Raw genomic sequence first — 16,430 nt, forward strand, 5'->3', positions numbered from 1 at the left:
AATCAAGCATAATTTGCTGTCTAATTATTTAATACAGCAACTCAAACGCCCAAGTATTCCTATGTGCTTGGTTTAATTGAAATTGTCCCGTGGCGCGGCTCCCTCCGCTCCCTATTTGTGCCAGTTGCGTAAGTCCTGATATTATCAAAAATCAGGAAACCCCCAAAGGCTAATATATTATTGTCCCTTACCTTCCCTGGCTGTATTACCGTGTAAAATTAGCTAATCTGGCTAAATTAGAGCGTCAATGATCAGGGTATGAGATTATAGTGTAGGATTTTTCAGGGACTAGTCATGAGTCATTGGTCATTAATCCCCCTCCTACCCCCTCATAAGTGAATTTTATGGATTTAAAGTCTCTAATTCGCGATATCCCAGATTTTCCTAAACCCGGAATTTTATTTCGCGATATCACTACTTTACTGCGCGACCCAGAGGGATTGCGCTACACTATTGACTTTTTTACGGAAAAATGCATTGGTTTAGGCTTAAGAGCTGATTATGTTGTGGGTATGGAGTCCCGTGGGTTTATTTTTGGACCTCCTCTAGCTTACAAATTAGGAGCGGGTTTTATTCCGGTACGGAAGCCGGGAAAGTTACCAGGAGCAGTTCACTCAATTGAATATGAATTAGAATATGGTACAGACTGCCTGGAAATGCATCAAGACGCTTTGCATCCAAATAGTCGCGTTTTAATTGTAGATGACTTGATTGCCACAGGTGGTACGGCTAGTGCAACCGCTAAGTTGGTGCAGAAGATTGGCTGCGAATTGGTAGGGTTTGGCTTTATCATCGAGCTACAGGATTTACAAGGACGTCAACATTTACCAGATGTGCCCATTGTCTCCCTAATTGAATACTAATCATTGTTAATCTCTCCTATATCCTGAGAAATTGACTAATAAAAAATGACTAAATTGCTATGACTTCTCAGAAAATTTCCTGGAAGACCTGTCACGAGGGCTTTATAGGGCTAGTCACGAACGAAACATTTGTTTATGTGGTGAAACGGATATTGCAAGCACTGTTCACTTTGTTATTGGCAACGGCGCTGTCGTTTGTGATCATGAAACTATCCCCGGGGGATTATGTGGATACGTTGCGCCAAAATCCGACAATTTCGCCAGAACGCATTGAGGAATTAAGGCAACAGTTTGGTTTAAATAAATCTTGGCCAGAACAGTTTGGACTATGGTTATGGCGAATTTTTACCCAAGGAGATTTTGGTACCAGTTTTGTTTACCAACGCTCAGTAGCTTCTCTGTTGTGGGAAAGGATACCAGCAACTTTACTTTTAGCGATCGCTTCTTTATTTTGTACCTGGGCGATCGCAATTCCCTTTGGTATTCTCGCAGCTGTGAAACAAAATCAAGCGACTGATCGCATTTTACAACTGATTAGCTACACAGGACAAGGGTTTCCTAGTTTCATCACTGCTTTGTTTCTGCTCATATTTGCTCAAATCACCTCACCTTTATTTCCCGTGGGTGGTATGACTAGCATCAATCATGCTGATTTGTCTTGGTTTGGCAAAATCATTGATATTGGCTGGCACATGATTTTACCCACCATTGCCTTAAGTATCACTAGTTTTGCCGGGTTGCAAAGAATCACTCGCGGAGAATTGTTGGATGTTCTACGTCAAGATTATATCCAAACGGCTCGCGCCAAGGGACTACCAGAAAATCGGGTGATTTATGTTCACGCTCTTCGCAATGCCATAAATCCTTTAATTACTTTGTTAGGCTTTGAATTGGCTGGTTTATTAGGTGGTGCATTTATTGCCGAACAATTCTTTAACTGGCCCGGTTTAGGGAGATTGACTTTACAGGCGGTAATGGCAAAAGACCAGTATTTAGTCATGGCTAGCCTCGTCATGAGTGCCGTATTACTGAATATAGGCAATTTAATGGCGGATTTGCTATTAAAGGTAGCCGACCCCCGGATTCGTTTGGAATCTTAATTGAGTATGTTTTCTGAAATTTATTATATATTGCGTTCCTCGACTGATGGTCGTTATCTCGTAGCCCATCCCGATGCTGAAAGTTCCGGCTATTTATTACTGTTTAGGGAAAACTTTGATGCTTTAAGCTATCTCAATACCCATGCTGGTCAATTAGCTAACCGCTTTGCCGTAGAATCTGTTCTTGCTACACAGTTGGGTAATTTGCTCAAACGTTGGGGTTTTAGCGGCGTGGGAATTGTCATAGATCCGTTATTGCCGAAAGTAGATTTTATGCAGCATCGTTAAATATAGTAGTTCGCAGGTAGATAAGTACTATATGAATGATAAAACTCTTGTGGAGTGGGCAGTATGCCCACTAAGGGTGTAGCGCAGTATAATGAGATACCCTATGAATAATCCACAGAGGCACAGAGAAAAAGGAGAAAGAAATAGAGAATTTCACTTCAGGGGTGGACATTTTGCCCGCCCCATTATTTAAACCACGACTTTTTCTAACATCAATTTAGAACGTTTGACTTGCTCAGGAATAGCTACGGGATAATCTCCAGTAAAGCAAGCTGAACAGAAACTATTAGTATCTTCCTGGGTTGCTTCCAGCATTCCCTCCCAACTCAGATAAGCCAGGCTATCTACTCCCAACTGCTCGGCAATTTCTGACACTGACTTGGTAGCAGCAATCAACTGATCCTGACTATCAGTATCAATACCGTAAAAACATGGATGTGTGACTGGTGGGGAAGAAATGCGCATATGTACCTCGCTAGCACCTGCTTCACGTAATGCTTTAACCAGTTTCCGGCTGGTTGTACCCCGAACAATGGAATCATCCACAATAATTACTCGTTTACCCACCAATACATCTTTGAGTGGGTTAAGTTTCATGCGAATCCCGGACTCGCGCATAGATTGTGTGGGCTGAATAAAAGTTCGACCCACATAGCGATTTTTAATCAGTCCTTCGGCGTAGGGGACACCAGAGGCTTGGGAAAATCCAATGGCCGCAGGTATTCCTGAATCAGGAACACCAAAGACAATATCAGCATCTACAGCGGATTCAGCCGCTATTTGTCGCCCTAACCTCATGCGATAGGTGTACAAACTTTCGTTGTGCATGATGCTATCAGGACGGGCAAAGTAAATCATCTCAAAGATACATAACTTACGAGCAGGTTTTTGACTCCAATGGTAGGAAGCTAAACCTGCTTCAGTAATCCAAACTAATTCCCCCGGTTCCACATCTCGTAAGTATTCGGCTCCAATGATATCTAAACCACAAGTTTCCGAAGCCAAGACATAACGGACTGGTAACCCGGGTAAAGTTCCAATTACTAAGGGGCGGATACCATTGGGATCCCGCGCACCCATGACACCAACGGGAGTCCCAATCACCAAACTAAAAGCGCCTTGGCAACGGTGAAATGCCCTACTTGCTCCTTCTACCCAATCTGCACCAGCGTTGACGGCTTGAGCGATCGCCAAAGCGATCATTTCCGAGTCTGTTGTTGTGACTAAACTCACTTGGGTCTTGACTAACTCTGACCGCAGCTGCACAGTGTTGACTAAATTACCATTATGTGCTAAAGCTAATGAACCTAGTCGGGTTTCCACCACAGCCGGCTGGGCATTATCCTTGCGGCTAGAACCAGTAGTGGAATAACGAGTGTGACCAATAGCGAGGTTTCCGGGTAACTGATCCAAAATGGACTCATTAAAGACCTGAGAAACTAAGCCCATGTCTTTGTGTAGGTGTACTTTTGCATCTTCAAACGTTGCAATCCCAGCTGATTCTTGACCCCTATGTTGCAGAGCGTATAATCCAAAGTAGGTCATTTTGGCAACATCTTCTTCTGGAGCGTAAATGCCAAAAACACCACAAGCTTCTTCTGGTTTGTCAGGTCGATGCTCTTGACTATTGATTGGGTCTATTTCCTGATTGTGGTATTCATCCGATAGCTTGTGCGGTGTAGCCATAGTGACGGAATGGATGGGAATCATTAGCTATTGCTCCTGGTTTGGGTGTCAAGTCGGAATAATCGGTAATTGATAATTTTTAATTCGCAATTACTACCCCACCAATAAATGGAGTGAGTTATGCTGGATTTTGTTCTGGAATTAATTACGAATTGCAAACTACGAATTAGTAATTATTTAGTCCCTGGGATTATGTCGCTGGATAGTTGCCAAATCCTTAACGAATCTTTAACCATCTATTAAAACAGTACCGTAATTCTGCTCACAGAGGTTAATTATCCCCATATAGGGGATAGAAAAATTAATTGGGAGTATTACCTAGGCGAGCAAGACGGTTAGAGATCGCCCGGAAATAGGGATCTTTCATCTGTTCCATAGTAAGTTTGATTAAGATTTGGTTATCATTGGTTAAAATCCTCAAACCTAGTTCAGAATCACCCAAATTACCTACTGTACCAAGTTTTTGCCAATTAGCCCCCAAATGTTCACCTAAGTAATATTCCCATTTTTCTTGCTGTGATTGTGTTACAGAAACTACTATTCTTGCCCCACCTTCACCAAACAGCACTTCATCCAGACGTTTTAACTGATGTTCAGGAATTTCTATCTGGATTTGGGCACCTAAGTTACCAGAAAGGCAACATTCAGCCAAAGCAACAGCCACACCCCCCTCAGATGAATCATGGGCCGAACATATCCAACCAGCACGAATACCTAAGCGGCAAACTTGCTGTACACGACGTTCCAAATCAAAATCTATCCTTGGCGGATGGCCAGCAACACTATTGTGAATAGTAGCTAAATACTCAGATGCACCCAAACTAACAGAGGATGTCAGAGGTAATCCCAAAAGATAAATTAAATCACCATTACCTTGCCAACCTTGACCACAAATCCTTGTTAAGTCAGGAATTAACCCCACCATACCCACCACAGGAGTAGGATAAATGGGTTGGGGATTACCTTGAGAATCAAAGGTTTCATTGTACAGAGAGACATTCCCGCCTGTAACTGGTGTTGCCAATTCTAGACAACCTTCAGACAAACCGCGACAAGCCTGGGATAATTGCCAGTAACCAACGGGTTTTTCTGGACTACCAAAATTGAGATTATCTGTCACCGCCAGAGGTTCGGCACCCACACAGCTGAGATTACGAGCTGCTTCTGCCACCACGGCCTTAGCTCCCTCATAGGGATCAAGATAAACATAACGAGGATTACAGTCTACAGTTGCCGCCACACCTGATGTCAAACTTTCAGGTTCTAATTCTTCATTTTTCCTTGTTTCTAGGGGACGTAAGCGCACCACAGCAGCATCAGCACCACCAGGCAGAATCACAGTATTATTCTGGACTTGATGGTCATACTGACGATAAACCCAATTTTTAGAAGCGATGGTTGGCGTACCGAGCAAAGTTAACAGAATATTATCCCAGGATTGGAGTTTACCTTCAATGTCAATCCCCGCAATTGTACAAGCTGGTAAGGAATCAGGTGACCATTTCCAAGCTTCCAGAACATACTCTGGTGGTTCTGCTAACAATTCCCGTTCATAAAGAGGGGTATTTTCCGCCAGCGCCTCAGCCGGAATTTCTGCTGCGACTGTACCCTGAAAGAAAATCCGCACAATGGGGTCAGCAATCACAGTACCCGCAACCACAGCATGAAGTCCCCAACGGTGGAAAATATCAATTAGCTCTTGTTCTCGACCCTTGTGGGCTACAAATAGCATTCTTTCTTGAGATTCAGACAGCAGGTATTCATAGGGAACCATCCCCAACTCCCGCACAGGAATTTTATCTAAATCAAATTCAATACCCACACCACCTTTAGCCGCCATCTCTGAAGTAGAACAGGTAATACCCGCAGCACCCATATCTTGGGCGGCGACAACAGCACCAGTTTTAAATGCTTCCAGACAAGCTTCAATTAAAGACTTTTCTATAAAGGGGTCACCTACTTGTACGGCGGGACGGTTATCCATTGATTCATCTGTTAATTCCGCACTAGCAAAACTGGCACCCCCCATACCGTCTCTTCCCGTGGTAGAACCGACATATAACACAGGATTACCAATACCAGCAGCACCGGATTTAACGATTTCTGGTGTTTCCATTAATCCCAGTGCCATGACGTTAACTAAGGGATTACCCGAATAAGCCGGGTCAAAATATACTTCACCCCCAACAGTCGGCACTCCAACGGAATTACCATAATGTGAAATACCCGCTACAACACCTGTAAATAACCTTTGGGTTTTGGGATCATCTAGAGAACCGAAACGTAAAGAGTTTAATAAGGCAATGGGACGCGCCCCCATTGTAAATATATCTCTTAATATACCGCCTACACCTGTGGCGGCACCTTGGAAGGGTTCGACGGCTGATGGGTGGTTATGAGATTCAATTTTAAATGCTAATTGCAGTCCAGCGCCTAAGTCTACAACTCCGGCATTTTCACCAGGTCCAACCAGGATGCGCGCTCCTGTGGTGGGAAACTGCTTAAGTAAAGGACGGGAATTTTTATAACAGCAATGCTCAGACCACATAACTCCAAACATTCCCAGTTCAGCTTTGTTGGGATGTCGTCCTAAGCGTCTGACAATTTCTGCATATTCTTCTGGTTTTAATCCTTCGGCGGCGATTTCTTGAGGGGAAAAGGGAGTAGAGGAAGTGGCGGTCATGGAAATAATGCACCAAGAGTACAGAGAATTATTGTATCGATTTAGTTACCCTATATGCACTTTGCAACCACTAATTAAGACTTTTTTGCATATTTACCCTTCAAATAGTGGCGACTATCTGCTAAAATTTCCCCACATCTGGTTAATAACTTGACAGATTTTTTGCCACAGCCATGACCAAATGTGAGGACGTTATGATCAAATGAGAAATCTTATGGGTCTAATACCTTAACATTCACAATCCTAGAACCAACACCAGTTTGATCAAGACATCGCTTGAATGATGTAATCAAAGTAGGGTGCTGCTTCGGTCGCATCTTCCACACTTAGTAAGTCAAGAGAGGCAGTTTTCAAGGCGCTAATAGCTTCTACCATGCCTGGTACAGGAACACCTAAAGAATTGTACATTTCTCGCACGCCGATTAAACCAATTTTTTCGATTGGTTCTTTGTCGCCTGCAAGTACGCCATAGGTAATAAGGCGCAAATACCAACCAAAGTCACGGATACATAGGGAACGCTGACGTTCGCCGTAAGCATTACCGCCGGGGGCGATAAAGTCAGGGCGCTTTTTCCACAGATTTTTGGTTGCTTCCTGAACAATCTTTTTTTCGTTCTCCGCTAAGGTCGCAGCAATGCGTGTCCTTTGTTCTCCGGTTTGGAGAAATTCTTTGATGCTTTTGAGTTCGCCACTGCTCGGATAACGCAGTTGGTCGTCGGCTTGGAGAATAACTTGGCTAATTACGGTCATAATTATACGCTCTTGTGTGCGAAATATTATTTGCTAGTTTAGCGAGTCTGAGGTACACAAAGAAAGGAAAATTAGGAAGATGATGGGAGTGAGCACAAGGATTGTGATTTTCTCATGACCAATGACCCATGACTAATAACTAATGACTAAACACCAGGGTGAGTTAATTGAAATTGTGATCGCCGACTTGAGTAGTACAGGTGATGGTGTGGGACGTTTTGAGGAAATTGTGGTTTTTGTCCCCGATACTGTTCCAGGCGATCGCGCTATAGTTCGCTTAGTACAAGTTAAACCTCAATACGCTCATGCTCAACTTCATCACCTCTTGCAAGCATCTCCTCATCGGGTCAGAGCAAGTTGTATTGTGGCTGACAAGTGTGGTGGTTGTCAGTGGCAACATATTGATTATGAATATCAGCTAGTAGCGAAGCATGATCAAGTTATCCAAGCTTTACAGCGTATTGGTGGTTTTGTCAATCCACCAGTCGATCCGGTGTTAACCACAGATGCACCTTTGGGCTATCGCAATAAGGCCACTTATCCTCTAGGAGTTTCCGCCACAGGTCAGGTACAAGCTGGTTACTACCAAAAAGGTAGCCATCGATTAGTGAATTTAAATCAATGTCCTGTTCAAGATGCGAGATTAAATCCTTTACTGGTACAAGTAAAGCAGGACATCCAACAACACGGTTGGCAAATTTACGATGAACGAAAACACCAAGGACAAATCCGCCATTTGGGTTTACGTATTGGACGGCGAACTGGCGAAATGTTATTGACTTTGGTAGTGAAGGAGTGGAATTTACCAGGAATTGAACAGCAAGCCCAGGAATGGTTAAAGCGCTATCCCCAACTGGTGGGTGTGTCTTTAAATCGCAATCACCATCGCACAAATGCCATTTTTGGCGCTGAAACTCGTTGCGTTGCTGGTGTTTCTCACCTGCGAGAAGTCTTTGCTGATTTAGAATTTCAAGTCCGTCCAGATACGTTTTTCCAGGTTTATACAGAAACCGCAGAAGCACTGTTGCAGATAATTCAGTCAGAACTCAATCTTCAAGGACAGGAGTTGCTAATTGATGCTTATTGTGGTATTGGTACTTTAACTTTACCTTTAGCCAAACAAGTTCGGGAAGCTATAGGATTAGAATTACAACCAGAAGCTGTAGAGCAAGCTATTGTCAATGCCCAGCACAATGGAATTAATAATGTTACATTCCAAGTAGGCGCAGTAGAGAATTTGCTGCCGGAAATGGGCATAATACCAGATGTGGTGTTACTTGATCCGCCGCGCAAAGGGTGCGATCGCGCCGTGATTAATTCTTTATTAGAACTGAAACCTCCACGCATAGTTTACGTCAGTTGTAAAGTAGCTACTCTGGCTCGCGATCTAAAATTGTTATGCCAAGATGGGCTATATCACATGACACGCATACAACCTGCTGATTTCTTCCCCCAAACAGCTCATGTAGAAGCGGTTGCTTTTATGGTGTTATCACATTAGTATCAGTAATACTGAGTGTGGAAGAAAAACTTACATTTCAAATTTGTAGTCTAATGCATACTAAAAATGCTAAAATCTAATTAAGCTAAAAAAAACGATTTTGTTACAGAGATTAAATTCCCATCCACCCCAAGCAACATGAATAAGCTTTGGTAAAGCAACTATCGGCAATACCAAGATTATCCTCATACTCTTGAATATTACCAATAATTTTCTTTGCTAACTGCACGAGCAGTTGTCTTTATAGGCGTTATATGTATCAACAATCTCATCTCATAAACAGAGTCAATTCTCCCTAGGATTTCCCAAATTTAGTGTTTAAAGACGCAAGTTTGAAGGCAGCGTGACCACCTCACTTTTGTATCAGGGTGCCTGTAATCAATAGCAAACTAATGTCTAGCTAACTGAAAGCTGCGGGGTTTCTCTTGTGATGACCATTTCCCTTCGTCCAGTTGGACGTTATTGGGGCACAATTAGTTTTGCCTCAACTCTTTATCTATGCCCAATTTTAGATTTACTCCTAGCTGAAATTCCAGGAAAACTGCAAGCAGAATTGCGCCTAGGACTCCAAGAAGCCCTAGTAAATGCCGCAAAACATGGTAATAATCTTGATCCTAGTAAAACAGTTGTAGTCCGTTTTTCCCTAATCAACAATCAATATTGGTGGGTAATCTCAGACCAGGGTCAAGGCTTTGTTCCTGTATCGGCTGATGATGAAAACCCCACAGATTATTTACCACCAGATGAATCAGAAAATGGTCGTGGTTTATGTCTTCTGCATCAAATTTTTGATCAAGTAGAGTGGAATCGTAAAGGTACAGAATTGAGACTGTGTAAAGAAATGGAAAATAGCCCCCGTTTGTCTTTGAGAAGGTAGGGGAGCGGTCATTAGTCATTGGTATTGGGAAAACAACTACTTTATCCCTGATTTCCATGGCTGGGACAGGGAGGTGCAGAAATTGATCGGTCTAACCAACCAACAGCTTGTTGTAATCTCACTATGGCTTCTTCGGGCTGATTTTGGACAAGGTACAAAAGGGCGGCCGCGGCTTGTTCACTAGCGCGAGAATTGCGGTTAGACTTGAGGCGATGCCAATCCTTAGGCGAGATACTTAGCCTTTCCATTAAGGCTTGGGCTAGTTCTAGAGTGCTAAGTTCATTCAATGGATTGGTTTGAGAAAGCTGAGTAGGTTGAGACATGATTCTAAGTGCTAAGTGATGCGTAAAGAGAAGATAAATTACTTATATAAAATAGTGCTGATTCAGAAGTTAAAATTTTGGGGATTGACCAGCATTTAATCATAGTTTACTACCTGAAAATGAAACCGCGTCAAGAATCACCATCGCCAGGGGAAAGTCAAGAAACGGATTTGGATCAAGAACTGGAAAATATAGAGCGATGGCTCTACTCCTTGAAGAAACGTTACAATCAGGTACAAAGCCATCGACAAAAACAGGCACAATGGCAACAGCATCAACACGAATTAGCACAAGATAAACACCAGACAGCAGAAATATCAGCTGCCCAGTAAATTAAACAGCAGTTAAAACTACTAGAAATCAACTGAGAACGCCAGTTATTTTCTGGGACTAGTTTGACAAAACCTTTCTGTCCAGCCGTCCGCTTGAGTGGAATGGTATTTATTGTAGGCTGGATATTGTGGTGGGTAATCCCGATTTTGGCTTGGGGAGCAACTTAAATGTTAATATTGTTTAATATCTGTCTTAGTTGACAAAATAGAAGTTATATAGTATGTCAAATCGAAGAATTGCAGAAGTATTACGCACTGGTCAACCTGATGATTCTCTCGTGGTTCAAGGCTGGGTGAGAACAAAACGGGAGTTAAAAGGATTTGCGTTTATAGAAGTCAATGACGGATCCTCACTAGCTAATTTGCAAGTGGTCATCAATCAGGATTTACCAGACTACGAAGCCATTATTAAAAAGCTGAATACAGGTGCTTCGGTGGAGGTGAGTGGGCTACTAGTGGCTTCTCAAGGGAAGGGACAGCGCATTGAATTAACAGCCGCGGCTGTGAAAGTTTATGGAGAAGCTGATCCCGAAACCTACCCTCTGCAAAAGAAACGCCACTCCTTTGAATTTTTACGCACAATAGGACACTTGCGATCGCGGACTAACTCCTTTGGTGCAGTTTTCCGGGTGAGAAACGCCTGTTCTACAGCGATTCACCAATTTTTCCAAGAGAGGGGCTTTTTATGGGTACATACACCTGTAATTACGGCTAACGACTGCGAAGGCGCGGGTGAACTATTCAGCGTCACCAGCTTCGACCTCAAAAACATACCCCGCACAGAAACTCAAACAGTAGATTACACCCAGGACTTTTTTAGTAAACCCACCTATTTAACAGTTAGCGGTCAGCTAGAAGCCGAGGTCATGGCCATGGCCTTTACTAACGTCTACACATTTGGCCCCACATTCCGGGCGGAAAATTCCAATACCTCGCGCCACCTCGCCGAATTTTGGATGGTGGAACCAGAAATGGCCTTCTGCGACCTAGATGGTAATATGGATTTAGCCGAAGCATTTCTCAAACAGGTTTTTGGATATGTGTTAGAGAAATGTCCAGAAGACATGGAATTTTTCAATCAACGCATTGATAATACTGTTTTAGCCACAGCCGACAATATTATTAATAATCAATTTGAGCGATTAACTTATACAGAAGCAGTCAAATTATTAGAAAAAGCCAATGTCAAATTTGAATATCCAGTGAGTTGGGGCTTAGATTTACAATCAGAACATGAAAGATATTTAGCAGAACAGCTGTTTAAAAAGCCTGTAATTGTCACAGATTATCCAGCACAAATTAAAGCATTTTATATGCGTTTGAATGAGGATGAAAAAACCGTTCGCGCCATGGACATTCTGGCACCTAAAATTGGGGAAATTATCGGCGGTTCTCAAAGAGAAGAAAGGTTAGATGTATTGGAACGCCGTATTTTAGCGCAGGGAATGCAGCCGGAAGATTTATGGTGGTACATGGATTTACGCCGTTATGGTACTGTTCCCCATGCTGGTTTCGGCTTAGGCTTTGAAAGACTGGTGCAATTTATCACAGGTATGGGAAACATCCGGGATGTGATTCCCTTCCCTCGCACACCACAAAGCGCCGATTTCTAGTATAAGCCATGATATAAATCTCTTGCAGCCTTAACCCACACTAAAAGACCACAAAAAACTTAGGGTGGGTGAGGTACACAGGGTCATATTGTAGCGATAAATATTTGTAATTTTGAGACGTAACTCACTCTATGGTTATTTCCAGTTGGGAAGACGGGGAATTTAGGTGGAGTGATGTATTGATAATTTTAGGTGATATCCGGGTTGGAACATGGCAGTTGAGGACTGTATTATGAATTATGAATTATGAAGTTTGAATTAAAAAAACCCAAATTTAGCTTCACAATTCATAATTTGTTAGCCGTCAAACTAAAGTCAGGATGTCAAAACAAGCTTGAGTTTTGAGCTATTCTGTGTAACTCAAAACTCAGAACTTGGGAAATCAGCACAGAGATTAAGCCATTTGATTTTCAATCGCCCAACGCGCTAGTTCAGTACGGTTGTGGAGATTAGTTTTGCCCAACATATTGGACACATGGCTTTCAACTGTACGCTGACTCACATTTAGTTCTTCAGCAATTTCCCGATTAGCTAAACCCCTAGCGACAAACTGTACCACTTTCAGTTCAGTTGGGGTTAACTGTACATCAAAGGGAACCTGAATTCGGGAACCGTTTTCTCCTCCTTTAGCTTGGTGTTCTTTCCAACGAGTAGTTTGCTTCAGCGAAGATTCTACTTGTGCTACGAGTTCTTCTGGTTCAAAGGGCTTGACCATATAAACATCAGCCCCTTTGTTCAGACCTTTAACTCGCTCTGCACTTTGGCCCTTCGCTGATAGGAAAAGCACGGGAATCCAGGCGGTGCGTTCATTTTGTCGGAGTTGTTCTACAAAAGTATATCCGTCCATCTCCGGCATGATGACGTCACAGATGATCATATCTGGAATATCTTGTTGAAGAATTCCCAGGGCTTCTCGTCCATTTTCGGAAGTGTTAACTTCATAGCCTCTAAATTCCAGGTAGTCCTTCACCAGCAAGATGAGGTTAGGGTCATCGTCAATCAGTAGCAGTCTTTTGTGATCTTTCATGCTGGGCTCTTTCATAGCATTGGCACTTTTCGCGCTTCGGTCCATCAAGGTGTTGAGTGGTTATCCTTTATGGTGGATCATTGAGGTGTTGTCCTTTTTCTACTTAACTTGCCTTTGCCTTCTGGAAGTCTTAAAAGTGGTGATTACTTTTGATAAGACGACGGGATCATGGGCAACTTTCAGTAAGGATACGTAGAGCAGTAGTATTTATAATGCGTTATTATATATCGCTTTGAAAGTGGCGGGTGAAAAAAACACTGATTAAATAATCATGCTTCTAATTCACGAGGTACATATTGGCTGAAGATGACCCTAACTTAAAAAAAACCGCCCTTTCAGAGGCTTACTGCTTTACTATATCCTGGTGATGTTCAGCCTTGACAAATGTTCGCAAGCAAGTAGAGGAGTTATCGGCAGAAGATGGGTCAAAATGCATATTCTTGCACCACCATTATGCCTATCGAGTGTTTTGGGATGACTGGCTCAATAACTTCTGGTTTTGCTCGGCAATACCAGGAACCATATGGGTAGACCACCATTATCGGTCTACAGCAACAAACCCGCAAGAGATAGGCTGTAGTCTTATAGGATGTAAGTGGGAGACTTGCTGTTTAATTCACCCTTGGGCTTTAGTCAGTGTTCCCAATATCCAAGACTAACTTGTTTTGCACAGAAGTGAGTAACTGTCTGGTCAGCACAGATAAAATTCTCTGGCTGAATTTCTGCCATTGCTCAGATTTTTAGACAATTACTTAGGGCTTTGTCATCAAGAAACTGAGTAATTTTGGCGAGTTAACGGCGTCACCCTACCAGTGTAGTCTTACTCATCGATCGGCACCCTGATTACAGTTTTATAACAATTTCCCGGTTTTGCACATAAATTTATCTATATAAAAATATTCGTAACTTACCCAGCAAAACCCGATATATCCAAATTATGCAGTATTTATACTTAAGTACTGCTGCCATATGCTGGTGCGGGAACCCGTACTCAATTAATTATTGCCATTTTATGCTGCTTTTAGGTAGATTAGCACTCAGGAGTTGAGAGTGCTAACTCTGGAGAAAAAATATTTATGGCAGCTGTAACTTTAAGCGTTTCTACAGTTAAACCCCTAGGCGATCGCGTTTTCGTAAAAGTGAGCGCCCCCGAGGAAAAAACCGCAGGTGGACTGTTTTTACCCGACAACGCCCAGGAAAAACCCCAAGTAGGCGAAGTAGTAGCCCTTGGACCTGGCAAGCGTAACGATGACGGTAGCCGTCAGACATTAGACATTAAAGTCGGCGATAAAGTGCTGTACTCCAAGTATGCTGGCACTGATATCAAGCTCGGCACAGAAGAATACGTACTGCTTTCTGAAAAAGATATCTTAGCAGTCGTCAACTAATGGGGAATGGGTACAGACGCAAGGGGGCGAACCCCACGCCCAAAGCCCAACCCCTAAAGTCCAATCAAAAATCTTGACTTACTCCCTGAATAGAGATACCTATGGCAAAGCGCATTATCTATAACGAAAACGCCCGTCGCGCCCTCGAGCGAGGCATTGACATCTTGGCTGAGGCTGTAGCTGTCACCCTAGGCCCTAAAGGTCGTAACGTAGTCCTCGAAAAGAAATTTGGCGCACCCCAAATCGTTAATGACGGTGTAACCATCGCCAAAGAAATCGAATTAGAAGACCACATTGAAAATACAGGCGTGGCGTTGATTCGTCAAGCTGCTTCTAAGACCAACGACGCGGCTGGGGATGGTACCACCACTGCCACCGTTTTAGCCCACGCCATGGTCAAAGAAGGCTTACGCAACGTTGCAGCTGGTGCTAATGCAATTTCCCTGAAGCGTGGTATTGATAAGGCTGCAGGCTTTTTAGTAGATAAGATTGCTCAACACGCCCGTCCAGTAGAAGATTCTAAATCCATTGCCCAAGTTGCTTCGATTTCAGCTGGTAACGATGAAGAAGTCGGCCAGATGATTGCCCAAGCAATGGACAAAGTAGGCAAGGAAGGCGTAATTTCTCTCGAAGAAGGGAAATCTATGACCACCGAGCTAGAAATTACCGAAGGGATGCGCTTTGACAAGGGCTATATCTCTCCCTACTTTGCCACCGATGCTGAACGCATGGAAACGGTTTTTGATGAGCCTTTCCTGCTGCTCACCGATAAAAAAATCGCTTTGGTACAAGATTTGGTACCAGTTCTCGAGCAAGTAGCTCGTGCTGGTCGTCCTTTAGTGATTATCGCTGAGGATATTGAAAAAGAAGCTTTAGCTACCTTGGTGGTTAACCGTCTGCGTGGTGTGTTAAATGTTGCGGCTGTAAAAGCTCCTGGCTTTGGCGATCGCCGTAAAGCTATGCTCGAAGATATCGCCGTTCTCACTGGTGGTCAATTAATTACCGAAGACGCTGGTTTGAAGCTAGAAAACACCAAGCTAGAAAGCCTGGGTAAAGCTCGCCGTGTGACCATTACCAAAGACAACACCACCATTGTTGCTGAAGGTAATGAAGTTGCTGTTAAGGCTCGTTGTGAACAAATCCGTCGTCAGATGGAAGAAACCGAATCTTCCTACGACAAAGAGAAGTTACAAGAACGTCTTGCTAAACTCTCTGGTGGTGTAGCTGTGGTCAAAGTGGGTGCTGCCACCGAAACCGAAATGAAAGATAAGAAGCTACGCCTGGAAGATGCTATCAACGCTACCAAAGCGGCTGTAGAAGAAGGTATCGTTCCCGGCGGTGGTACAACTTTAGCTCATCTGGCTCCTAGCCTGGAAGAGTGGGCTAACAGCACCCTTACCGGTGAAGAATTAACAGGTGCTTTGATTGTAGTTCGGGCTTTACCAGCGCCTCTGAAGCGGATTGCTGAAAACGCCGGTCAGAATGGTGCTGTCATTGCTGAACGGGTCAAAGAGAAAGAATTCAACGTTGGTTACAATGCTGCTACCAATGAATTCGTTGATTTGTTAGCCGCTGGTATTGTTGACCCTGCGAAAGTAACTCGTTCTGCTCTGCAAAATGCTGCTTCGATCGCTGGTATGGTGTTGACAACCGAATGTATTATCGTTGACAAGCCAGAACCTAAAGACGCTGCTCCTGCTGGTGGCGCTGGTATGGGTGGCGGTGACTTCGATTACTAATACTCTCTAAGTCACATAAATTAAAAAAGCTCCATTCCCTTGTGGGTGGGGCTTTTTTTGTGGCAATCACAACCCAGAGTGAGTAAATGTAATAATTAATAAAAAAGACGTCTTATAATATCATCAACTTAATTAAATATAGCGTGTCTCAATTTTGTGAAGTACAGATTCAATGGTAACAAGCTTGTTTAGAAAGATTTAGGCGTACCTCAGTTGCTTAGGAAATGCTATAAATTTGCGCACAATGTCGATATTTTCCT

General features: G+C 43.2%; 15 protein-coding genes. 10 read left to right on the plus strand and 5 right to left on the minus strand.

Features of this window, described 5'->3' with window-relative positions; genetic code table 11:
* Positions 1-344 precede the first annotated feature (344 nt).
* The 3 genes from PN457_RS07030 to PN457_RS07040 are packed head-to-tail and all read left to right on the plus strand — an operon-like array spanning position 345 to position 2,251.
* The gene (locus PN457_RS07030; protein ID WP_271732264.1) at positions 345-863 is read left to right on the plus strand and encodes an adenine phosphoribosyltransferase; all 519 of its coding nucleotides are present in this window, start codon (positions 345-347) and stop codon (positions 861-863) included.
* 59 nt (positions 864-922) lie between these two features.
* Positions 923-1,963 carry an ABC transporter permease gene (locus tag PN457_RS07035; RefSeq protein ID WP_271732266.1) on the plus strand — a complete coding sequence of 347 codons (1,041 nt, stop codon included), beginning with the start codon at positions 923-925 and terminating at the stop codon, positions 1,961-1,963.
* A 6-nt stretch (positions 1,964-1,969) separates the two neighbouring features.
* Positions 1,970-2,251, plus strand: coding sequence for a hypothetical protein (locus PN457_RS07040; protein WP_271732268.1), 282 nt, complete (start codon positions 1,970-1,972; stop codon positions 2,249-2,251).
* Positions 2,252-2,440: 189 nt separating this feature from the next.
* On the opposite strand, the gene purF is transcribed toward PN457_RS07040, so the two are convergent.
* The 3 genes from purF to PN457_RS07055 all read right to left on the minus strand — a co-directional run bounded on the left by purF (position 2,441) and on the right by PN457_RS07055 (position 7,370).
* A complete protein-coding gene (gene purF / locus PN457_RS07045) occupies positions 2,441-3,961 on the minus strand; it encodes an amidophosphoribosyltransferase (protein WP_271732269.1) in 1,521 nt (506 codons plus the stop codon).
* 277 nt (positions 3,962-4,238) lie between these two features.
* A complete protein-coding gene (gene purL, locus PN457_RS07050) occupies positions 4,239-6,620 on the minus strand; it encodes a phosphoribosylformylglycinamidine synthase subunit PurL (protein WP_271732270.1) in 2,382 nt (793 codons plus the stop codon).
* 264 nt (positions 6,621-6,884) lie between these two features.
* A complete protein-coding gene (locus tag PN457_RS07055; protein ID WP_271732272.1) occupies positions 6,885-7,370 on the minus strand; it encodes an allophycocyanin subunit alpha-B in 486 nt (161 codons plus the stop codon).
* A gap of 142 nt (positions 7,371-7,512) precedes the next feature.
* Between PN457_RS07055 and rlmD the strand changes: the two genes are divergently transcribed.
* A complete protein-coding gene (rlmD, locus tag PN457_RS07060; RefSeq protein WP_271732274.1) occupies positions 7,513-8,871 on the plus strand; it encodes a 23S rRNA (uracil(1939)-C(5))-methyltransferase RlmD in 1,359 nt (452 codons plus the stop codon).
* Between the two features lie 427 nt (positions 8,872-9,298).
* The gene (locus PN457_RS07065) at positions 9,299-9,748 is read left to right on the plus strand and encodes an ATP-binding protein (RefSeq protein WP_271732275.1); all 450 of its coding nucleotides are present in this window, start codon (positions 9,299-9,301) and stop codon (positions 9,746-9,748) included.
* A 41-nt stretch (positions 9,749-9,789) separates the two neighbouring features.
* Here the strand turns inward: PN457_RS07065 and PN457_RS07070 are convergent, their stop codons facing one another.
* Positions 9,790-10,071: a DUF6439 family protein gene (locus tag PN457_RS07070; RefSeq protein WP_271732276.1), complete on the minus strand. Its 282-nt coding sequence runs from the start codon at positions 10,069-10,071 to the stop codon at positions 9,790-9,792.
* A gap of 119 nt (positions 10,072-10,190) precedes the next feature.
* Here PN457_RS07070 and PN457_RS18320 point away from each other — a divergent pair, with 119 nt between their 5' ends.
* Entirely contained in the window at positions 10,191-10,403 is a 213-nt protein-coding gene (locus tag PN457_RS18320; RefSeq protein ID WP_334310750.1) for a hypothetical protein, read from the plus strand.
* Positions 10,404-10,624: 221 nt separating this feature from the next.
* Positions 10,625-12,016 (plus strand): asparagine--tRNA ligase, encoded by a 1,392-nt coding sequence (asnS, locus tag PN457_RS07080; RefSeq protein ID WP_271732277.1) that lies wholly within the window; start codon positions 10,625-10,627, stop codon positions 12,014-12,016.
* 394 nt (positions 12,017-12,410) lie between these two features.
* On the opposite strand, the gene PN457_RS07085 is transcribed toward asnS, so the two are convergent.
* On the minus strand, positions 12,411-13,088 hold the full coding sequence (locus PN457_RS07085) for a response regulator transcription factor (protein ID WP_271732315.1): 678 nt from the start codon (positions 13,086-13,088) through the stop codon (positions 12,411-12,413).
* Between the two features lie 332 nt (positions 13,089-13,420).
* On the opposite strand from PN457_RS07085, the gene PN457_RS07090 reads away from it, so the two are divergent.
* The 3 genes from PN457_RS07090 to groL all read left to right on the plus strand — a co-directional run bounded on the left by PN457_RS07090 (position 13,421) and on the right by groL (position 16,170).
* The gene (locus PN457_RS07090; protein WP_271732278.1) at positions 13,421-13,702 is read left to right on the plus strand and encodes a hypothetical protein; all 282 of its coding nucleotides are present in this window, start codon (positions 13,421-13,423) and stop codon (positions 13,700-13,702) included.
* A 417-nt stretch (positions 13,703-14,119) separates the two neighbouring features.
* Positions 14,120-14,431, plus strand: a complete 312-nt coding sequence (gene groES, locus PN457_RS07095) for a co-chaperone GroES (protein WP_200989836.1) — start codon at positions 14,120-14,122, stop codon at positions 14,429-14,431.
* 101 nt (positions 14,432-14,532) lie between these two features.
* Positions 14,533-16,170 (plus strand): chaperonin GroEL, encoded by a 1,638-nt coding sequence (gene groL / locus PN457_RS07100; protein ID WP_271732280.1) that lies wholly within the window; start codon positions 14,533-14,535, stop codon positions 16,168-16,170.
* The last annotated feature ends 260 nt before the right edge of the window (positions 16,171-16,430 follow it).

The organism is Anabaenopsis arnoldii, assembly GCF_028331025.1.
GTDB classification, from domain to species: domain Bacteria; phylum Cyanobacteriota; class Cyanobacteriia; order Cyanobacteriales; family Nostocaceae; genus Anabaenopsis; species Anabaenopsis arnoldii.